The sequence below is a fragment of the Sphingopyxis sp. GW821-FHT12C06 genome (assembly GCF_058807415.1).
Map to the genome: position 1 here is coordinate 1,092,850 of NZ_JBXAQR010000001.1, position 23,569 is coordinate 1,116,418.

Here is a 23,569-nt window from a genome sequence, read left to right on the forward strand (position 1 = left end):
GTCAGATCACCCAGTCGCCGGCCGCGGGATCGGCGGGTTTCAATGTCAGGTCGGGGCGCACGGTCGGGCCGAGCGCGCGGATGCGGTCCTTGATATGTGCGGGGCGCGGCCCTTCAGGGGTCGCTTCGCCGCTGATGATATAGGGCGCGTTGACGCGGCGTGCGCCTTCCTCGGCGGCCAGAATGGCTTCGCCCGCCTCGCCGACATCGGCGGCATCCTCGATATGCAGCGACCAGTCGGCACCGGTCCACCAGGTGACAAATCCTGTTTTCAGGTCATTGCCCGTCAGCAGTTTCATGAAAAATCCTTTATGAGTTCGGCAACGCCCGGCGTTCCCAGGCAGTCGAGGGCATCGGCGCGCGCCGCGACCTTGCCGACGATAATGAGCGATGGACTGGCGACCTTTTCACGCAGGACAAGGTCGCCCAGATCGGTGAGCAACGAGCGCAGGACGCGGGCGTCGGCGGTGGTGCCGCGCTCGATCACCGCGACAGGCAGGTCGGGCGACACGCCGTCGGCGATCAGCTTGTCGGCGATCGCCGATGCGGTCGCGAGGCCCATATAGATGACGAGGGTCCGGCCATGCCCCGCAAGACCCGACCAGTCCTGATCGGTCAGATCCTTGCACTGGCCAGCGACAAAGCTGACCGCGCTGGCGTCTTCGCGGTGGGTGAGGGGGAGGCCGGCCTGCGCGGCGCAGCCCGCTGCGGCGGTGATGCCGGGGACGACCTCGCACGCAACGCCGGCTTCGCGCGCGGCATCGAGTTCTTCGCCGCCGCGGCCGAAAATGAATGGATCGCCGCCCTTCAGGCGCACGACCTGCTTGCCCGCAAGCGTTTCGCGGACGAGCAGTTCGTTGATCAATTCCTGCTTCATCGTGTGGCGGCTGCGCTGCTTGGCGACCGAGATCCGCTCCACATGCGGAGGGATCAGCGCGAGCACGCCCTCGCCGACCAGCCCGTCATGAACGACGATATCGGCGCTTTCGAGCAGGCGCGCGGCGCGCAGTGTCAGCAGGTCGGGATCGCCGGGGCCGGCGCCGACGAGCCACAGCTTGCCTGAAGGGAGAGAATGCTTGTCCATGGGGCGGAAATGGCGCTCCGCCGTCCAGATGGCAAAGCAGGCTTTTTTGCCCCCGGTGAAGGCAAACTTCAGCAGGCCCTTTTCCTTCGTCACCCCGGACTGAATCCGGGGCCACTCCGGCGCCGAAGGCAAGGCCCCCGGATCCAGTCCGGGGTGACGAAGAGGGCGCAATTATGTGGAGATCGTGCCCCGCGCAGCCGCGCTAGAGGAAGCCCTTGCGCACCAGCTTCGGCGCGTCGCGCTCGTCATCGCGCAGGCCGATGCCGATCGATGCGCGCAGTGTGTCGCTTTCGGAACTCGCGACCGGATAGGCGCAATAATCGGCGGCGTAGAAGGCGCTTGGCCGATGGTTGCCCGACAGGCCAACACCGCCGAACGGTGCCGCCGACGATGCGCCATTGGTCGGGCGGTTCCAGTTGATCACTCCGGCGCGGGCATTGGCCCAGAACTGGTCGTAAAGCTGCGGCGTCCCGCCGATCAGTGCCGCCGACAGGCCAAAGGCGGTGTTGTTCGCCTCGGCAATCGCGGCCTCGAAACTGTCGACGCGGATCACTTGCAAAAGCGGCCCGAACAGCTCGATATCGGGCCGCTCGGCCATCGCGGTGACGTCGATGATGCCCGGTGTCAGAAAGGGACGATCGGCGACGGGGCGCGTCATATGACGGATCACCTGACCGCCGTTCGACATCAGGATCAGAAAACTTTCGGTGAGCCCGTCGGCGGCCTCATTGTCGATCACCGGCCCCATATAGGGCATGGGCTCGGCATGGGGATGGTCGACGATCAGCCGGTTCGTCAGGTCGCGCACCTCTTCGATCAACCTGTCAGCCAGGCTGTCGCGGACGATCAGTCGCCGCGCATTGCTGCACCGCTGCCCTGCGCTCAGGAAGGCCGACTGGACGACAAGGATTGCGGCGGTGCGCAGATCGGGCGTGTCCCAGACAACGATCGGGTTGTTGCCGCCCATTTCGAGCGCCAGAATCTTGTTGGGGCGGTTCGCGAACTGCCGGTTGAGCGCGAGCCCGGTCCGCGCCGATCCCGTAAACAGCAGCCCGTCGATGTCGGGATGGCCGGCGAGTGCCTTGCCCGTTTCGGGGCCGCCGACGACGAGGCGTAGTACCTCGTGCGGAACCCCGGCGGCGTGGAACAGCTCGACGAGCATCGCGCCGGTCGCGGGGGTTTTTTCGGACGGCTTGAACAGCACCGAATTGCCCGCGATCAGTGCGGGGACGATATGGCCGTTCGGCAGATGCGCCGGGAAATTATAGGGGCCGAGGACGGCGAGGGTGCCGTGCGGTTTGTGCCGCACCGCGTTGCGCAACCCCATCGCGCCTTCGATCCGGCGGTTGGGGGTGCGTTCGGCATAGGCTTTGACCGAAATATCGACCTTGTTCACGACGGATTCGACCTCGGTCCGCGCTTCCCAGAGTGGCTTGCCGGTTTCGCGTGCGATCAGGTCGGCCAGCTTTTCGCCCTCCGCCTTCACCTGATTGGCGAAGCGGCGCATCGTTTCGGTGCGGAAAGCAACGGATTTCGATGCCCATTCGGGCCAGGCGTGCCGGGCGATCCGGACCTCCGCGTCGACGTCGCTGGCCGGGCGGCGCCACAGCTCTTCGCCGGTCGCGGGTTCGTGGGAAACCAGTATTTCGGTCATGGTCGCAAGCCTCTTATCGGTGAAAGCCGGTGGCGGCAACCTGTCAGGCCACACAGCGCGAGGGATGGCTTGCACCGGCTATGTGGTTGGCGATAGACGCCGTGACGACGAGCCAAAAAGGGGACGCGCTATTTCGGTCAAGCAGGAAGTCCAGCGCGACGGGCGCCGTGACTGGTCGGACCATTATTGGTGGTCGGGCGACGGGGTGCGCCTGCACGCGCGGATCTATGCCGGCCCCGAGGGTGCCGCCGGAGATGCGCCGCCGATCCTGTGCATGCCCGGCCTCGCGCGCAATGCCCGCGATTTCGAAGATTTGGCGCCGTTTCTTGCGCAATATCGGCGCACCATCGTTGTCGAATTTCGCGGCCGCGGTGAAAGTGCTTTCGCCAAGGATCCGATGACCTATGTTCCGCTCACCTATGTTCAGGATGTCGTCGCGCTGCTCGACGAACTGGCGATCACCCGCTTTGCGACCGTCGGGACGTCGCTCGGCGGGATCGTGTCGATGCTGATGGCGGCGAGCCTGCCGGGGCGGCTCGCCGGCGCCTTGCTTAACGATGTCGGGCCCGAACTGGAAAAGGCGGGGCTCGACCGCATCCGCGATTATATCGGCGTCGGCGGTGGCCAGCCGACGTGGATGCACGCGGCGCGCGCGCTCGCCGAACTTAACGCCGCCATCTATCCCGCTTATGGCCTTCACGACTGGCTGCGCATCACAAAACGTACGCACCGCCTGACCCCCGAGGGGCGTATCGTCGCCGACTATGACAAGCAGATCGCGGCGCCGCTGCGCCTTGCAGGCAGCGAGGCGGGTTTCGATCTGTGGCCCGCCTATCAGAGCCTCGGCGATATCCCGGTGTTGATCCTGCGCGGGGCCTTGTCGGACATATTGGCGAAGCCCGCGGCGCAAAAAATGGCGAAAATTCTGCCAAAGGCGCGATTGGTCGAAGTGCCGGGGGTCGGCCACGCCCCGACGATGGACGAGGCCAAGGCGCGCACCGCGATCGGCCAATGGGTCGCGGAACTGCCCGCGGCGTGACCGACCCGCGCGCTCCCGTGCGCCTGCTGCACCTCCATTCCAGCTTCTCGCTGGGCGGCAAGGAGGCCCGTGCGGTGCGCCTGATGAACCTGATGGGGCCGCGGGCGCGCCACACGATCCTGTCGGCGGTGCCCGATGCCCTGGGTGCGCGCGATGCGATCGCCCCCGGCATCGATGTCGCATTTCCCGCCGATGCGCCGCCGCTGCACGGCAAGCCCGGGCCGGCGCGCTACCGCGATCTCGCGCGCTATATGCAGCGCTTCGACCTCGTGCTCAGCTATAATTGGGGATCGATGGACGGGGTGATGGCGCATCGTCTGTTCGCTCCTTTCCGTGACCTGCCGCCGCTCATCCACCATGAGGATGGCTTCAACGAGGATGAAAGCGTCCGCCGCAACTGGAAACGCAATGCGTTCCGCCGCCTCGCCCTGCCCACCGCCGAGGCGCTGGTGGTGCCGTCGGCGCTGCTGCAGCAGATCGCCGCCGATGAGTGGGGGGCACGGCGGCGCGCGCAGTTGATCCGCAACGGGATCGACACTCAGGCTTATGAAGCAAGGCCATCGGTCGCGATTCCGGGACTTGAGCGCCGCGAAGGCGACGTGATCATCGGCACCGTTGCAGGGCTGCGCAAGGTCAAGGATTTGCCGCGCCTCGTCCGCGCGGTCGCGCCGCTGCCCGCGCATGTCCGCCTGGTCATCGTCGGCGGGGGGCCGGAACGCGCGGCGATCCTCGCCGAAGCCGCTGCCTGCGGCATGGCCGACCGGCTGGTGATGCCGGGCTTCATGGGCGAACCTGCACGCTGGATCGGTCATTTCGACCTGCTTGCGCTGTCGTCGCAGAGCGAGCAGCAACCGATCGCCGTGATCGAGGCGATGGCGGCGGGACTGCCCGTCGTCAGCCCCGACGTCGGCGATGTTGCGGCCATGGTCGCGTCCGACAACCGCCGCTTCATTGTCGCGGACGAGGTCGGTTTCCGCGCCGCGCTGGCCGAAATGGCGGGCGATACGGGCTTGCGCGCGCGGATTGGCACCGTGAACCGGCGCGCCGCCGCCGAACGTTTCGACGAATCTACCATGGTCGCCGCCTATGAAAATCTCTATGGTCGCACCCTTGGGGGGCACCGCCTGTTCTTGGGGAATTAGGCGGGGCACCCATTGACTTTCATGGCCGGCTTCCGCTTACGGAAAGGCTACCGGGGACCGGTCTGCGGCAGGCAGCCGGTGGAGAGAAAGAGGTTACACGTGTTCAAAGGTTTGAAGCCCATCCTTTACGGCGGACGCGAAGTCTGGCCGCTGGTCGAGGGCGGGAAGGGCGTTTCGGCGACCAACCATATGTCGAGCGGCGCCTGGGCCGCCGCGGGCGGCATCGGCACCGTTTCGGCGGTCAACGCCGACAGCTATGACGCCGAAGGCAAGATCGTTCCGCAGGTCTATAACGCGCTGACGCGCAAGGAGCGTCACGAAGAGCTGATCGAATATGCGATCGCCGGCGCGGTCGAACAGGTCCGGCGCGCGCACGAAATTTCGGGCGGCAAGGGCGCGATCAACATCAACGTGCTCTGGGAAATGGGCGGCGCGCAGCAGATTCTCGAAGGCGTGCTGGAACAGGCCAAGGGCTTGATCGCCGGCGTCACCTGCGGCGCGGGCATGCCGTACAAGCTCAGCGAAATCGCCGAACGTCACAATGTGATGTATCTGCCGATCATCAGCTCGGCGCGTGCCTTCCGGGCGCTGTGGAAGCGCGCCTATCACAAGGTTCCCCATCTTCTGGGCGCGGTGGTCTATGAAGATCCGTGGCTTGCCGGTGGTCATAACGGCCTGTCGAACGCCGAAGATCCGTTGGTCCCGCAGGATCCCTATCCGCGCGTCAAGGCGCTGCGCGACGTCATGCGTGCCGAAGCTATCGCCGACAGCGTACCGATCGTGATGGCGGGCGGCGTCTGGTATCTGCGCGATTGGGACAATTGGATCGACAATCCCGAGCTGGGCCAGATCGTCTTCCAGTTCGGCACCCGTCCGCTGCTCACCGAAGAAAGCCCGATCCCGCAGGCATGGAAGGATCGCCTCCGCACCCTCGACGACGGCGACGTGCTGCTCCACCGTTTCTCGCCCACCGGCTTCTACTCGAGCGCGGTGCGCACGCCCTTCCTGCGCGACCTCGAAGCGCGGTCGGAACGCCAGATTCCTTACTCCAAGCAGGAAGCCGGCGATCATATCGTCCAGCTCGACGTCGGGGTGAAGGGCAAGAATTTCTGGGTCACCCCCCACGATCGCGCACGCGCGCGCGACTGGGCGGCCGAAGGCTATACCGAGGCGCTGAAGACCCCCGACAATACGGTCGTCTTCGTCACCGAGGAATCAAAGGCGGAAATCCGCAAGGATCAGACCGACTGCATGGGCTGCCTGTCGCATTGCGGTTTCTCGTCGTGGAAGGACCATGACGATTACACCACCGGCTACCTCGCCGACCCGCGCAGCTTCTGCATCCAGAAGACGCTTCAGGACATCGCCCACGGCGGCGATCCCGAGCAAAATCTGATGTTTGCGGGCCACGCTGCATTCAACTTCAAGACCGATCCCTTTTACTCGAACAACTTCACCCCGACGGTGAAGCAGCTCGTCGACCGGATCTTGACGGGGGACTGAGGCCGGCGCGTCGCCCTCGCGAAGGCGGGGGCGACGGGGCGGCTTAAGCCCACCCCTCCAGCACCTGATCGGGCGGGCGATGCCCGTCGCACCAGGCGCGGATGTTGGCGATGACCTTCTCCCCCGACGCCTCGCGGCCCTCGATCGTTGCCGAGCCGAGGTGCGGCAGCAGCACGACATTGTCGAGCGCGAGCAAGGCGGGGTCGACCGCGGGTTCGTGGGTGTAGACGTCGAGCCCCGCGCCCGCGATGCGCCCGGCTTTCAGCGCCGCGACCAGTGCCTTTTCATCGACGATGTCGCCGCGCGCGGTGTTGATCAGATAGGCGGTTGGCTTCATCGCGCCAATCCGCGCAGCATTGACCATTTCGTGCGTCTCGCTGGTGTGCGGACAGTGGACCGACACGATGTCGCTGATCCGCAGCAAGGTATCGACGCTGGCGTGATAGCTCGCGCCCAACTCCTCTTCGATCGCTTCGGGCAGGCGGCGGCGATTGTGGTAATGGATCGACAGGCCGAAGGCGCGGGCGCGGCGCGCGACCGCGAGGCCGATGCGTCCCATGCCGATGATCCCCAGAAATTTGCCGCCGACGCGGTGCCCCAGCATCGTGCTCGGCGCCCAGCCGGCCCACTGGCCCGACCGCATCAGTTTCTCGCCCTCGGCCAGCCGGCGCGGGACCGACAGGATCAGCGCCATCGTCATGTCGGCGGTGTCTTCGGTGAAGACCCCCGGCGTGTTCGACACCATGATGCCCTTGGCGCGCGCCGCCGACAGGTCGATATGGTCGACCCCGGCGCCGAAATTAGCGATCAGCTTCAATCGCTCGCCCGCGGCATTGATGACATCGGCGTCGATCCGGTCGGTCACCGTGGGGACGAACACGTCGCAATCGGCAACGGCGGCCTTCAGCTCGCTTTCGGTAAAGGCGTGATCGTGCGCCGACAGTGCGACGTCGAACAATTGGGCCATGCGGCCTTCGACATGCGGCATCAGCTGGCGGGTGACGATGACGCGCGGGCGTTTCGGACGGGATGAATCGGGCATGGCCGCCGATAGAGCGCGTGCGCGCGCAAGGGTCAAGGGGGAGGGTGCGAACGCGGCTGTGGACAGAAGGCGAAGAGCGTGGCGTGACCGGTTGATAAATGGCGCGGAGTTTGACAAGGCTAGGCTATGAATATCCGCCCGATCGTTGCCGTGCTTGCCCTGTTTTTCTCCGTTGGCCCTGCCGCGGCCCAATCCGACCCCGAACTTCCCTATTGGGCGTCGATCAGCGTCGACGAGGCGCGCATGCGCAAGGGGCCGTCGCCCGACGTTCCGGTGACCTGGGAATATCGCCGCAAGGATCTGCCGGTGAAGGTGGTCGCGCGCCACGAAACCTGGCGCAAGGTCGAGGATCCGGACGGTACGCAGGGCTGGATGGCGGCGCGCCTGCTCAGTCGCACCCGCACCGCGATCGTCACCGGAGGCATCCGCCCGCTGCGCGCGGCGGCGAGCGGATCGGCCGCAATTGCCTATCGCGCCGAACCCGGCGTCGTCGGCCGCATCACCGACTGCAAGGACGGCTGGTGCCTGCTCGACGTAAAGGGGCGCAAGGGCTGGATCGAAACCGGCCATATCTGGGGCGATTGAACAGGGACTGTTCCTGCTTGATCATTCCTTCTTCGGCGTGACGGTCACCACCGTGCCTTCGGGTGAGGTTGCGGTGAAGCTGCCGTCGGCACCGGGCGCGGTGACATCCCAGCACATCCCCATCTCGTCGCCTTCGGGATCGAAGCAATCCTTGCCGTCGCGGCTCTCGTACAGGCCTTTGACGATTTTGCCCTTCGCGTCGGTATCGACATAGGTGCCGTCGGCGTTGATCACCGTCGTCGCCATCGTTCCATCGGCCATTTTGACGTCATAGCTTCCCACCCGGCTTGCCGAGTCGGCGGGCGCGGCGGGCGCCGCGGCTTCGACCGCCGCAGCGGGCGTTTCTTTCGACTCTTCAGCCTTTTGCGAGCAAGCGGACAGCGCCGTCAGCGCTGCGATCAGGACGAGCTTTTTCATGGCATTGTCTCCCCTTGTCTGACCATAAAAGGCTAGGCCTGCGAAACAGGCCCGGCAAAGGAAAACGCGCGCGCGGCGGACGATGAAAAGGGGCCGGACGGTTTCCCGCCCGGCCCCATATTTCGTGAACGCCTAGCGGCGCCAGTTGAAGTGGTTGCGATAGACCTTCACAACCCGGCCGTTGCGCTCGTTGACGAGCAGCAGGTCGTTGTAATGGCGCACATAGGTCATGTTGCGACCCGCCCGCGGCAAGCCCCAGCGGCTGTCATAGCTCGGGCGATAGGCTGAGCCGTAATAGTTGGGGCGAAGTTGCGACCCGACGCGGAACTGCTGATATTTGAACGGTGCGCGATAGTTGGAATAGCGCTGATCCTGGCGCCAGTCGCGCTTGTCCTCGCGATATTCCTGACGCGCGTCGCGTACGTCGCGCTTGGCATCGCGCACATCGCGATGGTCGCCGTAACGCTGGGCGTTGCGCAGGTCGCGCTGTTCTTCACGGACATTCTGACGGCTTTCGCGCACTTCGCGCTGCGACTGCGCCGAAGCGACGCCCGGGACCATCAGGGCCGCGATCAGGCCGACGGTGAGGAATCTGGTTGTCATTTTTCTATCCTTTCGATCCGTCAGGGGGAGGGGAATGCCCGATGACAGGGAAAGGATTAGACGAGTCGATTTGAACGAAGCCCGAATGCGCCGTTTATTTTCAGGACATTAGTGTCGCAAAGTGTCGCGACAAACGATGGGTTGAGGCCGTCGCGCGATGAGCGCCCGGAACTTTGCGCAAAACCGTCGCCCCCGCGAAGGCGGGGACGACGGTTTTGATCAGACCAGCTCGATCGCGACCGCGGTCGCTTCGCCACCACCGATGCACAGGCTCGCAATCCCGCGCGTCTTGCCGTGGCGCTGGAGCGCCGCGATCAGCGTGGTGATGATACGCGTGCCCGACGCGCCGATCGGATGGCCCAGCGCGGTCGCCCCGCCATGGACGTTGATCCTGTCGTGCGGGATGCCGAGGTCGTGCATCGCGAACATCGCGACGCAGGCAAAGGCTTCATTGACCTCGAACAGGTCGACGTCGCCGATCGTCCAGCCGGCCTTGGCCAGCACCTTGTTGATTGCGCCGACCGGGGCGATCGTGAAATCCTTGGGCTCCTGCGCGTGCGCGGCGTGCGCGACGAGGCGGGCGACGGCTTTCGCGCCCTTGGCGTCGGCAACCGACTGGCGCGTCAGAACAACGGCCGCCGCGCCGTCCGAAATCGAGCTGCTCGTCGCGGCGGTGATCGTGCCGTCCTTGGCAAAGGCGGGCTTCAACGTCGGGATCTTGTCGGGCATCGCCTTGCCGGGGGCTTCGTCGGTGTCGACCACGACATCGCCCTTGCGGCCCGCGATCGTCACCGGCGCGATTTCATTGGCGAAGGCCCCGTCGGCGATCGCTGCCTTCGCGCGGCTCAGTGATTCGAGCGTATACTCGTCCTGCGACTGGCGGCTCAGCTGATAGGCGTCGGCGGTATCCTGCGCGAAAGTGCCCATCGCACGGCCGGCTTCATAGGCATCTTCCAGCCCGTCGAGGAACATATGGTCGTACGCGGTGTCGTGGCCGATGCGCGCGCCCGAGCGGTGCTTCTTGAGCAGATACGGCGCGTTGGTCATCGATTCCATGCCGCCCGCGACGACCATGTCGATGCTGCCCGCGGCAAGCGCTTCGGCGCCCATGATCACGGTCTGCATGCCCGAACCGCACACCTTGTTCACGGTCGTCGCCTGCACCGACTTGGGCAGGCCGGCCTTGATCGCGGCCTGACGCGCCGGCGCCTGACCCAGCCCGGCGGGAAGCACGCAGCCCATATAGATGCGTTCGATATCGTCGCCCGAAACGCCCGCGCGCTCGACCGCCGCCTTGACCGCGGTTGCGCCCAGATCGGTCGCGCTTGCGTCTGACAGGCTGCCCTGCATGCTGCCCATCGGGGTGCGCGCATAGGAGAGGAAAACGACGGGATCGGTGGCGGTCATGGCAAAAGACTCCGGTGGGAAAGATATGTCGGGGTCCGGTTAGCGGAAATGCTGCAAGTGCGAAAGAGCTTCGACGCGCGCGCCGCCGCCATCACAAACTCGCTGTCCTACAAAATTGCACCGGGTTAGCTTTCGTCCATGCGCACCGCTCTTTCCTGCTCGTCCTCACATCCTCTTCGCACGCGCGCGCAACATCGATTCCAGAGTGAAGTTACGCAGTTTTCCGCCACTTTCCGTTTTGAGTGCCGCCCTCATCATCCCGGGCTGGACCCGGGGGCTGCCTGTTCTTGCGGTGCTGGCCTGGCCAGAAAAGGCAGGCTCCGGGTCCAGCCCGGGGTGACGGACGTGCAGCGCGCAAAACGGGATTCCCGAATGAAGTTGCGCAGTTTTCTGCGCTTTTGCGAAATCGCCCGCAATGGCGGGTTTCAACTTGCAACCCGCCCGCGCTCATGGTCAAACATCGCCAAATAATCAGGGAGACGGGATAAATGGTCGCAAGTAACATCGACGGCGAAACGCAACGGATGAATCAGGTGCTCGCAGCGCAGAAGGCGAGCTTTACTGCCGCCATGCCCGAAAGCCTTGCTGTGCGCCGTGACCGCATCGACCGTGCGATTGCGCTGCTCGTCGACCATGCCGACGATTTCGCGAAAGCGGTGAGCGAGGACTTCGGCCATCGCAGTCGCGAGCAGACGCTAATGACCGACATCATGCCGTCGGTCAGCGCCCTCAAGCACGCGAAAAAGCACCTCGCGAGCTGGTCGAAGGGGGAGAAGCGCAAACCCACATTTCCGCTCGGCCTGCTGGGTGCAAAGGCCGAGGTTGTCTTTCAGCCCAAGGGCGTCGTCGGCGTCGTCGCGCCATGGAATTTCCCCGTCGGCATGGTGTTCGTCCCGATGGCGGGCATCCTCGCGGCGGGCAATCGCGCGATGATCAAGCCCAGCGAGTTCACCGAAAATGTCTCGGCGCTGATGGCGCGGCTGGTGCCCGAATATTTCGACGAGAGCGAGATGGCGGTGTTCACCGGCGCCGCGGACGTCGGCGTGGCCTTCTCGAAACTCGCCTTCGACCATATGATCTTCACCGGCGCGACCAGCGTCGGCAAGCATATCATGCGCGCCGCCGCCGACAATCTGGTGCCGGTGACGCTCGAGCTTGGCGGCAAGTCGCCGACCTTTATCGGACGCAGTGCGAACAAGGATCTGGTCGGCCAGCGCGTCGCGCTCGGCAAGATGATGAACGCCGGGCAAATCTGTCTCGCCCCTGATTATCTGCTCGTGGCGGAGGATCAGGAAGGCGCGGTGATCGACAGCGTCACCAGGGGCGCGGCGGCGCTCTATCCGACTCTGCTCGGCAACGACGACTATACTTCGGTCGTCAACACGCGCAACTACGACCGGCTGCAGAGCTATCTGACCGATGCGCGCGAAAAGGGCGCGGAGGTGATCGAGGTCAATCCGGGGGCTGAGGATTTCGCCAGCTCGAACGGCCACAAAATGCCGCTCCACATCGTCCGCAATCCGACCGACGATATGAAGGTGATGCAGGAGGAAATCTTCGGCCCGATCCTGCCCGTGAAGACCTACAAGAGCATCGACGACGCGATCGATTATGTGAACGCCAACGACCGCCCGCTGGGCCTCTATTATTTCGGGCAGGACAAAACCGAAGAAGACCGCGTGCTCACCCGGACGATCTCGGGCGGGGTCACCGTCAACGACGTGCTGTTCCACAATGCGATGGAAGATCTGCCATTCGGTGGCGTTGGTCCGTCGGGAATGGGCAATTACCACGGCCTCGACGGCTTCCGCACCTTCAGCCACGCGCGCGCCGTCTATCGCCAGCCGAAGCTCGACGTCGCGGGTCTCGCGGGCTTCAAACCGCCCTATGGCAAGGCGACCGCGAAAACTCTGGCGAAAGAGCTCAAGAAATAGCTTGGCAAAATGCGGCGCTTCGCTTTAGGGGAGGCGCCGCATCGCCCGCGATGTATGCCCCTGTGGTGAAATTGGTAGACGCGCCGCACTCAAAATGCGGTTCCGCAAGGAGTGCTGGTTCGAGTCCGGCCAGGGGCACCATATATCCATCTGGTGACATGGGTCACGTTCAGGCCAGACTGTTGGCGTAGCCGATAACGACGGTCGACAACATGAGCACCGTGATACCGAACCAGACGAGGGCCCGGGTGCGCTTGCCTGCCGGTGTCCATTCCTTGAGCGCAAAGCCCCACAGCGTCGAAAAGAGGATGATGCTCGCCATGTGCAACGTCCAGCTCGAAAAGCCGAAGCGTCCCATCTGGCTTTCGCCCATCGTGTAAAAGAAGAACTGGAAGTACCAGAGCGTCCCGCCGAGCGCGGCGAGGCCATAGTTGAGGGCGAGTGGCGGCTTTTCGGTCGCGCCGGGCGCAGCGGCGCCGACGAACTGGCGCCCGCTGCGGTTGCGTGCGATCAATATGCCGCACCAGATGAGGTTGGTGGTGAGCCCGCCGAGCAAGACGACGCAGAGCACCGGTAACCCTTGCCACAGCGGGGCGGTCCCGGCAGCAAGCGTTGCCGCGCGGATCGGCTGGCCAGCGTCGAGCCCCCAGGCGAAGCATCCCGACATGATGCCCGAGAAAACCGCGATGGCGAGCCCTTTGCGCAGGTCGAACTCGGACGTCGCGGGGGTTGAGGCCATGTCTGTCATCTCGCGTTCCTTGCGGCGTCCGGCCTGCGCCACGATGACGATCCCGACCAAGGTGATCGCGATGCCGAGGAACACGGCTTGCCCGCTCGTTGTGCCAGCCAGCTCGCTCAAGGTCCCGCGAAAGATGGGCGGTCCCATCGTGCCGATCACCGTTGTCAGCCCCAGCGCAACCGCCATGCCGAGCGACAGGCCGAGATAGCGCATGGTGAGCCCGAAGGTCAGCCCGCCAAGCCCCCACATTGCGCCCCAGAACCAGCACCAGAACCAGATATCGCCGGGTGTGCGGCTAAGCACGCCGATCAGGTCATGGGTCTGGATCGATGCGAACAGCCAGGGCGCGATCAACCAGGAGAAGATACCGCCGGTGATCCAGAAAATCTCCCACGACCAGGCACGGATCCGCTTGTACGGCACATAGAAGCTCGCCGACGACAGCCCGCCCAGCCAGTGAAAAAACACGCCAAGCAGCGGGTTCGCATCCATATTATTCTCCCCTCGTCGGTATCAGGTGGCCAGCGTTTCCGGGCCGATTTTATCCACTGTAGTCAAGCCGGTAAGCGCCATCGCGACGCGCATTTCGGCTTCGATCAAATCCAGCACATGGCGCACCCCGGCTTCGCCCGCAGCGGCGAGTGCAAAGGCCCATGCGCGGCCGAGCAGCACGCCCTTCGCGCCGAGTGCGATCATCCGCACGACGTCGAGCCCCGACCGTACCCCGCCATCGGCGAGTATGGTCAGCCGGTCGCCGACCGCATCGGCTATTCGCGGCAGGGCGCGGGCTACCGAGGGTACGCCGTCGAGCTGCCGCCCGCCATGGTTCGACACGATGACGCCGTCGACACCGGCTTCGGCAGCGCGGCGCGCGTCATCGGCGTCCAATATGCCCTTGATGACGATCGGCCCCTTCCAGTGTTCGCGCACGAAATCGAGGTCGGCCCAGGTCACGCTGGGGTCGAAATTGTCCTTCATCCAGCCGAGGAAATCCTCGAGCCCCGATTTTGGCCCGAGCAGCGGCGCGACATTGCCGAGCTGATGCGGCCGGCCGTGGATACCAACGTCCCATGCCCAGCCGGGGCGCTTCATCGCCTGACCGACGCGCCGCGCCTGTCCGCGCAGGCTCGCCGCGCCCGAAAGTCCTGAACGCAGGTCGCGGTAACGCGCGCCGGGCAATGGCATGTCGACCGTGAACACCAGCACCGGACAATGGGCGGCGCTTGCCTCGTCGAGCAGCGACTGCATGAAGCCGCGATCGCGTACCATATAGAGCTGGAACCAGAAGGGCGCGGGACAGCCTCGCGCGACTTCGGCAAGCGAGCAGGCCGAAACCGTCGAGAGGGTGAAGGGCACACCCTTCGCCGCCGCTGCACGCGCCGCCTGTACTTCGCCCCGCCGCGCCGCCATCCCGGCGAGCCCGATCGGGCCAAGCGCGACCGGCATCGACAATTGCTGTCCGAACAGGCTGGTCGACAGATCAATCTTCGACACATCGTTCAGCACCCGCTGGCGCAGCGCGATATCTTGCAAATCCTCGATATTGGCGCGCAATGTGCGCTCGGCATAGGAACCGCCGTCGAAATATTCGAAGAGGAAATGCGGCAGGCGGCGCCGCGCGGCTTCGCGATAATCGCCAATCGATGCAGGTCTCACGCGGCCTCTTCCATTCGTCCGGCTTCCTCATGCCACCGGTCGCGATAGGGCGCGAGGTCGATGTCGAGTGGCGCGACCAGTTCGAGCGGCTCGGCAGGAGGCAGTGTGGTGTCGAGCAGCCGCAGGGCGCCATAGGAGACGTCGTTGTGCGCCTTGCCGATGTAAACGCGAAGGTCGGGGCGCAGCGCCGCGAGCGCGCGGACGAAGGCCTGTCCTTCTGCAAAGCGCCCCTCGATCAATAGTCGTTCCTTCGTCCCGATCAGGCTCAACGCTGTGTCGGCGACGAGTGCGGCATAGAGCGACACCGCGGCGCGGCGCGCAGCGGGATCGTCGGGCCTTGCGATCCAGCGGCCGCGGGCGTGGGGGAAGGGGCCGAAACCTGGCGCGAAGCTCGGCAGCACCATCGTGCCGCTTTCCAGGACTTGCGGAAGCGCTGCGATCAGGGCGGGCTGGTCGGGGGCGATGTCGATCTGCCGCGTGTCGAGCCCGATCAGCGTTTCAATCTCGCGCCCACCCATGAAGCGCGCCGACGGGATCGGTTTTCCGAACGCATCGACATTGATCAGGCAGTCGCGCGCTTCGTCGAGGCGGCTGACGTCCATCGACGCCGCGTCTTTCGGCGAGCGCATCGCGACGAACCAGGTGCCGGTAGACAACACGGTTGATTCCTGGTCGGCGATCTCGGTGAAGCCGCGCGCCGCGAGCAGGGCGGCGTTCGAATCATGCAGGCCGCAATGGACTTCGGTGTCGGCGGGCAGGCCGGTGCGCGCCACCCATGCGGGTGTCAGCGTCCCCAGCGCCTCGTCTGCTCCGCGCAGCGGCGCCAATCGCGCGGCCCAGCCGCGCTGCTCGGCGAGGTTCGATGCGCGGCCCGTCAACGGATGCCAAAGGTCGGTATGGCAGCCGAGGCTCGTTACTTCGGATGCTGCAACGCCGCTCAGCAACCAGCTCCAATATTGCGCCCATGGCAGGATCTGCGTGCCGTGCATCAGGCCGGGATCGATCGCCTCGTGCCGGAAAATCTGCGCCCCGAGGTTGAGCCCGCCCGGAAGTCGCGGCGAACCCGTGTCGTGAAATGCGCCGCGTTCGCCGTCATATTGCGCGTGCAGACTTGCCGGAACCTCCTCTTCATAGTCGAGCGGCGGGCAGGCGAGGCGGTCGCCGCGGATGATCGCCGCCGCGGCGCCATGGCCGACGGGGATGATCGCGCCGACATCGGCGAGCTTCGCAAAGTCGCGCAGGGTTTCGGCCGCCCATGCCTCGATTCCGGCGGCGTCGAGCGCAAGATAGGTCCCGGTATTGACCCGGGCATTGGCGCGTACGCGTCGTTCGATCATCGCACCATCGGGTGACCACAGGCTGAGCTTTGCCAAGGTTTTCCCGACATCGATGACGATGGTTGCGCGACCCTTCATCCCTCTCCCTTTGCTTCGTTTAGACCGAATTTGATCGAACTTTATCGAAACTGATTGCAACAAGCCAGCGATTTCGATACACATCTTCTCATAGTCGAAACAACGAGTTTCCTTCATGCCCGAACTTCTGGACGTTACGCCCGTATCCCGCGCCGCAGATGCTCTGCTTTTTGCCATTCCGGCGAATCGCTGGTCAGGCGAAGAGGCGCGGGGAAAGCCGCCCGAAGACTTGCTCCTCTATCGATCGAACCGGCTTGGTTCCGACCTCACCGTCACCAATTTTGGCGGCGGCAACACGTCTGCCAAGCTTGAGTCTCGCGACCCGCTGACCGGCGACAATGTTCCGGTCTTGTGGGTGAAGGGGTCGGGCGGCGACATCGGCTCGATGAAACTCGACGGTTTTTCGACGCTTTATCAGGACAAGTTGCTCGGGCTCGAAAAGCTGTACCGCGGCCTTGCGCATGAGGATGAGATGGTCGGCTACCTGCCGCACTGCACCTTTGCGCTCAACCCGCGCGCGGCGTCGATCGATACCCCGCTCCATAGCTATCTGCCCTTCGCGCATGTCGACCATGTCCACCCCGACGCGATTATCGCGCTCGCGGCGTCGAGCGAGGGCGAGGCTGCGACCAAGGCGATTTGGGGCGGGGCTGTCGGCTGGTTGCCCTGGCAGCGCCCGGGGTTCGACCTCGGGCTGAAACTGCGCGACTATGTTGCCGCTCATCCGGGGCTGCGCGGCGTGATGCTCGCGGGGCATGGCATCATCTGTTGGAGCGACAGCGCGCGGGGCTGCTATGACAATACGATCGAGCTGATCGCCGATGCGGCCCATTACCTGAACGCGAAACTGGCGGGCGCGCCGGCGTTCGGCGGCGAAATTGTCGCGCCGCGCCCCGCCGCGGAGCGCGCATCGGTTGCCGCAAAACTGATGCCGCTGCTTCGCGGTCAGATGGGCGGGCGCCGTGTCGGGCATTTCTCCGACGATGCAGAGACGCTCGAATTCGCCGGTAGCCGTGATTTTGCGAAGCTCGCCGCGATCGGCACTTCGTGCCCCGACCATTTCCTGCGCACCAAGATCGCTCCGCTCGTCCTTGATCCGGCGCGGGTCGACGACAGCGTCTATCTTGCCGAGCGGATCAACGCCTATCGTCAGGATTATGCAGCCTATTATCAACGCTGTGCACGCCATAATTCACCCGCGATGCGCGATCCCAATCCAGTGGTCGTCCTCGTCCCCGGCATCGGCCGCATGACCTTTGCTGGCGACAAGACGACCGCGCGGCTCGCGGGCGAATTCTATGCCAATGCGGTCAATGTGATGCGCGGGGCCGAGGCGATCGGCGTCTATGTCGGGCTCGACGAACAGGAAGCGTTCGACATCGAATATTGGCTGCTCGAGGAAGCGAAGCTCCAGCGCATGGCCAAGCCCAAGCCGCTGGCAGGGCGTATCGCGCTAGTTACCGGCGGGGCCGGGGGCATCGGTGCCGCGACCGCCGAGCGGCTGGCCGCCGATGATGCGTGCGTGATGCTGGTCGACCGCGACGCCGATGCGCTGTCGAAAGCGGCGCAGGAGCTTGAAGGGCGTTTCGGCCGCGATCGCATCCGGTCGGCCATCTGCGACGTGACCGACGAGGCTCAAGTTGCCGCCGCTTTCGCTGCCTGTGCGCGCGAATTTGGCGGGCTCGATATATTGGTCGCCAATGCGGGGATCGCCTCGTCGGCGCCGATCGAGGATACGACGCTGGAACTGTGGCAGCGCAATTATGACGTGCTGGCGCAGGGCTATTTTCTCACCGCACGTGCGGCCTTTCCGCTGATGAAGGCGCAGGATGGCGGCTCGATCGTTTTCATCGGATCGAAGAATGGCATTGCCGCCGCGACCAACGCGTCAGCCTATGCCTCGGCAAAGGCAGCGGCGCTGCATCTTGCGCGCTGTCTTGCGCTCGAAGGTGCGCCGTTCGGGATTCGCGTCAATACGGTCAATCCCGACGCGGTGATCAAGGGGTCGCGCATCTGGGACGGCGACTGGCGCCGCGAACGCGCGGGCGCGCACGGCATTGATGCGGGCCGTGAGCTTGAGGATCATTATCGCAACCGCTCGATGCTCAAGCGCGACGTGCTACCCGAGGATGTCGCCGAAGCCGTCTATTTCCTCAGCTGCGATATGTCGGCAAAGTCGACCGGCAACATGATCAACGTCGACGCGGGCAACGCGCAGGCATTTACGCGATAAGATACTGGTTTCAGGAGAGTTATGATGGCTGGCGATTTGCCGCTCGCACAGGACGACATCGAGCGGCTGAACGCTGGTCTGGCCGATGCCCTTGACGATGATTATGGCAGCCTCGGGCGCCAGCTCGGCCGCCGTGGCATCGATATCGCTGCGGTAAAGGCGAAGGTTGCGGGCTTTTCGGTCGCGGTGCCAAGCTGGGGTGCGGGGCGCGGCGGCACGCGTTTCGCCAAATTCCCGATTGCCGGTGAGCCGACGACTATTCACGAAAAGCTGGAAGATTGTGCGGTCATCCAGCAGCTCGGCCGTGCGACCCCGCGCGTTAGCCCGCATTTTCCGTGGGACAAGGTCAGCGATTATCGCGCGCTGCGCGAGGAAGCCGCAGCACTCGGTCTCGGCTTCGATGCGGTGAACAGCAACACCTTTCAGGACCAGCCGGGGCAGGCGGTCAGCTATGCCACCGGCTCGCTGTCCTCTACCCGCGCAGACGTGCGCGAGCAGGCGGTCGCGCACAACATCGAATGTATCGAGATTGGCCAGCAGCTTGGCGTCACCGACCTCACCGTCTGGGTTGGCGATGGCACCAATTTCCCGGGACAGCAGGATCTCGGCCGCTCGCTCGACCGTTATATGGATGCTGCGGCAGAAGTTTATGCAGCGCTGCCGGCCGACTGGCGGATGTTGATCGAGCACAAGATGTTCGAACCCGCCTTTTACTCGACCGTGATTTCGGACTGGGGTAGCTCGATCCTCGTCGCGCAGGAATTGGGCGACAAGGCGAAATGCCTCGTCGATCTGGGACATCACGCGCCGAACGTGAATATCGAACAAATTGTCGCGCGGCTGCATCGCTTTGACAAGCTGGGCGGCTTCCACTTCAACGACAGCAAATATGGCGATGACGATCTCGACTCGGGCTCGATCAATCCGCACCAGCTGTTCCTCGTCTTCAACGAGTTGATCGAGGCCGAAATGAACCCGCGCGGCGATTTCCGCCTGGCCTATATGATCGATCAGTCGCACAATGTGACCGACCCGGTCGAGAGCATGTTGTCGTCGGCCGAGGCGATCGTCGCGGCCTATGCCAAGGCTTTGCTCGTCGACCGCGAGGCGCTGCTCGCGGCGCAGGAAAGCAATGACACGATGATGGCGTTTCAGGCGCTGCGTGCCGCCTACCGCACCGATGTGACCCCGATCCTTGCCGCGGCGCGTGCCGAAGCGGGCGGGGCGATCGACACGATCGCGGCCTATCGTGCCAGCGGTTGGCGGGATCGCAAGGCACAGGAACGGAAAGCAGCGGGAACTACGGCCGGGATTGTCTAATCATTCGATTGCAACTCGGTGCAGCTCCCGTCAAATAGGCGCAATCAGACAGGGGCCCCCATGCACGCAGCCGAACGCGAAAAAATGATCCTCGACAGCCTGGGCGAAAGCGGGTTTGTCTCGTTCCGCGACCTGGAGAGCTGCGTTGCCGCGTCGCCCGCGACGATTCGTCGCGATCTCGACCGGCTGGAAGAGGCCGGGGTCATCACCCGCGTTCGCGGCGGCGCCAAACGCGTGGGGCATGCTGGTGCCGCGACGGCCGCACCTGACGAGGGACTGACGGGGATTCCCTTTCACGAGAATATCGGTCGCAACCGCGCTGCCAAGGAAGCGATCGGGCGTGCGGCCGCGCAGCTCTGCCTCGCGGGCGAGGGCGTGATGATCGACGGCGGGTCGACGACACTGCAAATGTGCCCCCATCTCGACGGCCTCGAACTTCAGGTGCTGACCAACTCTCTGCATATCGTCAGCGCGCTTCTGCCGCAGCCGACGACGCGTATCCTGCTGCCGGCTGGGCAGGTGTTTCGCGAACAGAATATCGTGCTGTCGGCGGCGGGCGACGACGCGATGCCGCGCTTTCATGCGCCCAAGCTGTTCATGGGGGCGGCGTCGATGGGGCCGGCGGGGCTGATGCAGGCCGATGTGATACTGGTCGCATCCGAACGTCGCCTGATCGAGCGCGCCGACGAGATCATCGTGCTGGTCGACAGCTCCAAATTTTCCGGCTCTTCGGGTAATGTCGTTTGCTCGCTCGACGAGATCGATGTGGTCGTCACCGACTCGGGAATCGACCCGCACCACGTCGCGATGATGGAAGCCGCTGGCATCCGCGTCGTCATCGCCTGAATTTCCGAAGCTTGCTGGATGCGGATTTGCGGCCTGCGGTCATATTCGGGCTGCAATGATTGAATTTGATTATTGACGTGATTGTTAAAGACAAATAATGAGCAGTGATGCAAAAACGTTTGAACGAAGCGTTGCATCGGAGGGTGAACAGGGCCGCACGCGGCGCCTCCGTCAAAAACGATAGCCCGTTGGACGGGCATTGGGAGGATGCGATGATGGCGATGACGACAGGTCTGAATTTTGTTGCGCGGCGGGGCGCGTGGCGGCGGGGCATTTCGGTGCTGGCATGCGCGGGTGCGCTGCTGGGTGCGAGCAGCGCCTCGGCACAGGAGGCGGATTCCGAAGCGCCGAGCGATGCCGATATCATCGTGACCGGCACATTGCTGCGCGGCGTTGCGCCCGTCGGCACCAATGTCGTCGCTATCAATCGTGAAGACATTCTGGCGACCGGCGCGGCCTCGGCGAACGATTTGCTCGCCTCCATTCCCCAGGTCGGCAATTTCGCCACCGTGCCCACGGGGTCAGCCAGTTTTGCTCTGCCGATCGTGCGGCCTAATATCCGCAACCTGGGTGCCTCGGGCGGAACGACCACGCTGGTCTTGCTCAACGGCCACCGCCTTGTCGGGGCTGGCGTGTTGCAGACGAGCGTCGATCCGTCGATCTTCCCGCCCGAAATCATCGATCGCGTCGAAGTCGTGCCCGATGGCGGCTCGGCGGTCTATGGATCGGATGCGATCGGCGGCGTGATCAATTTCATCACCCGGAAGCGCTTCGACGGCGTCGCGGTCAATGCGCGCTATGGCTTCGCGGACAATTATCAGACCGCCGACGGAAACATCACAGTCGGAAAGGATTGGGGCAGCGGTTCGCTCCTCGCCACCTATTCCTACGCGTGGCACGACAATATCCAGAATATCGATCGCGATTATACGCGGGCGGATCACACCGCGCGCGGGGGCAGAGATTTCAGAACCCAGCTTTGCTCGCCGGGCAATATCATCGACAATCCAACCAATCCGTTGACGGGCCTGCCCTTGGTGCCCTTCTTGCCCGGTAACGTCTCCTACGCCTTGCCCGGCATGACGCGCAACACCAGCAATGTGTGCGAAGGCGCGCTCTATACCGATCTCTATCCCCGGGAAGAGCGGCATAGCGTTTTCGCTTCGCTGACCCAGCAATTGTCCGCGGATCTCGAATTTTCGGCCACCGCCTATTGGTCGAGGCGCGATACGACGACCTTGACCCAGCAGCCGGGATTCTCGGGCTTTGTAACGGCGGCCAATCCCTATTTCCGGCCGCTCAGCTTTTCGCCCGCCCAATCGGTGTCGATGGCATTTGACGATGTGTTCGGTCATACGGTGACGAGCAAGGCGCGTTTCGAATCCTATGGCGTCACGCCCGGTTTCAAATTCGATGCCGGCGGTGGCTGGCAGATTCGCGCCGAAGCCAATGTGGGCCGAAGCTATAATCTGGTTCTCGAGGATACGATCAACACCGCTGCGGCCTCTGCGGCGCTGGCCGGAACCACGCTCGCGACCGCGTTGAACCCTTATAATCCCGCAGCGAGCAACCCGGCCGTGCTCGCCGCGATCAAGGATTTCCAGAATTACGGACGCGCGGTGCAGGAACTGGCCGAGCTTCGCATGATTGCGGACGGCGCGCTGGCCACGCTTCCCGGCGGCGATGTGCGTCTCGCCGTCGGCGCCGAATATCACTATGAGAATCTGGATTCGCTGATCAATCTCGATCGTCGCGGCGTGTTCACCAATGCGATCAATTCCTATACGTCGCGGAACGTGAAGTCGGCCTTTGGTGAACTGCTGATCCCGATCTTCGGCGAAGGCAATGGAGCCCCCGGAATTCGCGCGCTCAGCATCTCGGGTTCGATCCGCTACGACGATTATAGCGACATCGGCGGTACGACGAATCCCAAGATCGGCTTCATCTACAAGCCGTTCGACGATCTCACCATTCGCGGGAATTACGGCACGTCGTTCCACGCGCCGAGCCTTGCCGACACCACCAGCACATCGGATTCGCGCGCGCAAATCCTGTTATTCAGCCCGTTCCGCGGCGCTCCCGACCCGATTCCCGGACTGACCCCGGCGCAGGTCGATCAGCTGAATTCCGCACGGCCAACCATCATTTTGGCGGGCGGCAATCCCGATCTCAAGCCCGAAAAGGCCAAGACATGGTCGCTGGGTTTCGATTGGAAGCCCGATATGGCGCCGGGTCTGGTGGTCAGCGCGACCTATTATAATGTGAAGTTCACCGACGCCATCGCGGTTCCGCCCTTCCTTTCGCCGGTCCTGTTTTCGGACCCGGGTTACAGCAGCTTCTATAATACCAACCCCACGCTGGCAGAAGCGCTCGCGGCGGTCGGAAATCTGCAGTTGAACGGCGCACCGAGCATCGCGGCGCTCTATGCGGGCACGTCGCCCTATATTCTGATCGACGCGCGGCGCACCAATCTCGGTTCGATCAAGACCGACGGGATCGACTTCAATGTCGCCTATGCCCGGCAGACGGGTTTCGGCTCGATCAATGCGAGCGTTGCCGGTACCTATACGCTGAGCCGCAAGACCCAGCCGATCGCGGGCAATCCCTATGGCAATGACCTCAAGAACGGCACCGGCCGGATGGCGCTGGTGGCGACGCTTGGTGGGAGCGTGGGGGACTTCACCGCGCTGGCGAAATTGAACTATCGCGATGGCTATCCAATCCTCGGCCTTCCGAAACAGGCCAAGGTCGACAGCTTCAAGACCGTCGATCTCTTCTTCGGCTATTCGCTGGCTGATGAGGGCGTGTTGAAGGATACGATGCTGACGCTGAATGTCGACAATGTGTTCGATGAGGATCCGCCCTTTATCGATACGCTCGGCAGCTATACCAATGGTTCCACTCTGGGCCGGTTGATCAGCTTTGGCATTCGCAAGAAATTCTGATGCTAT

General features: G+C 64.0%; 19 protein-coding genes and 1 tRNA gene. 10 read left to right on the forward strand and 10 right to left on the reverse strand.

Going from position 1 to position 23,569, the window contains the following annotated elements; translation table 11 throughout:
- Position 1 precedes the first annotated feature (1 nt).
- The 3 genes from AC1RRJ_RS04890 to astD all read right to left on the reverse strand — a co-directional run bounded on the left by AC1RRJ_RS04890 (position 2) and on the right by astD (position 2,737).
- Complete coding sequence (locus AC1RRJ_RS04890; protein ID WP_493120587.1) at positions 2-298, reverse strand: DUF2849 domain-containing protein; 297 nt, start codon at positions 296-298, stop codon at positions 2-4.
- Positions 295-1,083: a uroporphyrinogen-III C-methyltransferase gene (gene cobA, locus AC1RRJ_RS04895; protein WP_493120588.1), complete on the reverse strand. Its 789-nt coding sequence runs from the start codon at positions 1,081-1,083 to the stop codon at positions 295-297. The genes AC1RRJ_RS04890 and cobA overlap by 4 nt, the downstream gene beginning before the upstream one ends.
- Positions 1,084-1,285: 202 nt before the next feature.
- Positions 1,286-2,737, reverse strand: a complete 1,452-nt coding sequence (gene astD / locus AC1RRJ_RS04900) for a succinylglutamate-semialdehyde dehydrogenase (RefSeq protein WP_493120590.1) — start codon at positions 2,735-2,737, stop codon at positions 1,286-1,288.
- 130 nt (positions 2,738-2,867) lie between these two features.
- Here astD and AC1RRJ_RS04905 point away from each other — a divergent pair, with 130 nt between their 5' ends.
- From AC1RRJ_RS04905 to AC1RRJ_RS04915, 3 genes are all read left to right on the forward strand, one after another.
- Positions 2,868-3,776, forward strand: coding sequence for an alpha/beta fold hydrolase (locus AC1RRJ_RS04905; protein WP_493120720.1), 909 nt, complete (start codon positions 2,868-2,870; stop codon positions 3,774-3,776).
- A complete protein-coding gene (locus AC1RRJ_RS04910) occupies positions 3,749-4,918 on the forward strand; it encodes a glycosyltransferase family 4 protein (RefSeq protein WP_493120591.1) in 1,170 nt (389 codons plus the stop codon). Before AC1RRJ_RS04905 ends, AC1RRJ_RS04910 begins: the two co-directional genes overlap by 28 nt.
- Positions 4,919-5,017: 99 nt before the next feature.
- Entirely contained in the window at positions 5,018-6,421 is a 1,404-nt protein-coding gene (locus AC1RRJ_RS04915) for an NAD(P)H-dependent flavin oxidoreductase (protein WP_493120592.1), read from the forward strand.
- Positions 6,422-6,464: 43 nt separating this feature from the next.
- Here AC1RRJ_RS04915 and AC1RRJ_RS04920 read toward each other — a convergent pair whose 3' ends face one another.
- Positions 6,465-7,463, reverse strand: a complete 999-nt coding sequence (locus AC1RRJ_RS04920) for a 2-hydroxyacid dehydrogenase (RefSeq protein ID WP_493120593.1) — start codon at positions 7,461-7,463, stop codon at positions 6,465-6,467.
- A 126-nt stretch (positions 7,464-7,589) separates the two neighbouring features.
- Between AC1RRJ_RS04920 and AC1RRJ_RS04925 the strand changes: the two genes are divergently transcribed.
- Entirely contained in the window at positions 7,590-8,048 is a 459-nt protein-coding gene (locus AC1RRJ_RS04925) for an SH3 domain-containing protein (RefSeq protein WP_493120594.1), read from the forward strand.
- A gap of 21 nt (positions 8,049-8,069) precedes the next feature.
- Here AC1RRJ_RS04925 and AC1RRJ_RS04930 read toward each other — a convergent pair whose 3' ends face one another.
- From AC1RRJ_RS04930 to AC1RRJ_RS04940, 3 genes are all read right to left on the reverse strand, one after another.
- On the reverse strand, positions 8,070-8,465 hold the full coding sequence (locus tag AC1RRJ_RS04930) for a hypothetical protein (RefSeq protein WP_493120595.1): 396 nt from the start codon (positions 8,463-8,465) through the stop codon (positions 8,070-8,072).
- A 132-nt stretch (positions 8,466-8,597) separates the two neighbouring features.
- A complete protein-coding gene (locus AC1RRJ_RS04935) occupies positions 8,598-9,068 on the reverse strand; it encodes an RcnB family protein (protein ID WP_493120596.1) in 471 nt (156 codons plus the stop codon).
- Positions 9,069-9,287: 219 nt separating this feature from the next.
- The gene (locus tag AC1RRJ_RS04940) at positions 9,288-10,475 is read right to left on the reverse strand and encodes a thiolase family protein (protein WP_493120597.1); all 1,188 of its coding nucleotides are present in this window, start codon (positions 10,473-10,475) and stop codon (positions 9,288-9,290) included.
- Between the two features lie 488 nt (positions 10,476-10,963).
- Between AC1RRJ_RS04940 and AC1RRJ_RS04945 the strand changes: the two genes are divergently transcribed.
- Together AC1RRJ_RS04945 and AC1RRJ_RS04950 are read left to right on the forward strand one after the other, a co-directional pair.
- Positions 10,964-12,409, forward strand: a complete 1,446-nt coding sequence (locus tag AC1RRJ_RS04945; protein WP_493120599.1) for a coniferyl aldehyde dehydrogenase — start codon at positions 10,964-10,966, stop codon at positions 12,407-12,409.
- A gap of 56 nt (positions 12,410-12,465) precedes the next feature.
- A tRNA-Leu gene (locus tag AC1RRJ_RS04950) sits at positions 12,466-12,550 on the forward strand.
- 28 nt (positions 12,551-12,578) lie between these two features.
- Here AC1RRJ_RS04950 and rhaT read toward each other — a convergent pair.
- Genes rhaT through AC1RRJ_RS04965 form a run of 3 tightly spaced genes read right to left on the reverse strand, consistent with a single transcriptional unit; the run spans position 12,579 to position 16,219 of the window.
- A complete protein-coding gene (gene rhaT / locus AC1RRJ_RS04955) occupies positions 12,579-13,640 on the reverse strand; it encodes an L-rhamnose/proton symporter RhaT (protein ID WP_493120600.1) in 1,062 nt (353 codons plus the stop codon).
- A 21-nt stretch (positions 13,641-13,661) separates the two neighbouring features.
- Positions 13,662-14,804: an FMN-dependent L-lactate dehydrogenase LldD gene (gene lldD / locus AC1RRJ_RS04960; protein WP_493120601.1), complete on the reverse strand. Its 1,143-nt coding sequence runs from the start codon at positions 14,802-14,804 to the stop codon at positions 13,662-13,664.
- Positions 14,801-16,219, reverse strand: coding sequence for an FGGY-family carbohydrate kinase (locus AC1RRJ_RS04965; RefSeq protein ID WP_493120603.1), 1,419 nt, complete (start codon positions 16,217-16,219; stop codon positions 14,801-14,803). Before AC1RRJ_RS04965 ends, lldD begins: the two co-directional genes overlap by 4 nt.
- 115 nt (positions 16,220-16,334) lie before the next feature.
- Between AC1RRJ_RS04965 and AC1RRJ_RS04970 the strand changes: the two genes are divergently transcribed.
- From AC1RRJ_RS04970 to AC1RRJ_RS04985, 4 genes are all read left to right on the forward strand, one after another.
- Complete coding sequence (locus tag AC1RRJ_RS04970; protein WP_493120604.1) at positions 16,335-18,452, forward strand: bifunctional rhamnulose-1-phosphate aldolase/short-chain dehydrogenase; 2,118 nt, start codon at positions 16,335-16,337, stop codon at positions 18,450-18,452.
- 21 nt (positions 18,453-18,473) lie between these two features.
- A complete protein-coding gene (gene rhaI, locus AC1RRJ_RS04975) occupies positions 18,474-19,772 on the forward strand; it encodes an L-rhamnose catabolism isomerase (protein ID WP_493120606.1) in 1,299 nt (432 codons plus the stop codon).
- Positions 19,773-19,832: 60 nt separating this feature from the next.
- Positions 19,833-20,618 (forward strand): DeoR/GlpR family DNA-binding transcription regulator, encoded by a 786-nt coding sequence (locus AC1RRJ_RS04980; RefSeq protein WP_493120607.1) that lies wholly within the window; start codon positions 19,833-19,835, stop codon positions 20,616-20,618.
- A 221-nt stretch (positions 20,619-20,839) separates the two neighbouring features.
- Positions 20,840-23,563: a TonB-dependent receptor gene (locus AC1RRJ_RS04985; protein ID WP_493120608.1), complete on the forward strand. Its 2,724-nt coding sequence runs from the start codon at positions 20,840-20,842 to the stop codon at positions 23,561-23,563.
- Positions 23,564-23,569: the final 6 nt, after the last annotated feature.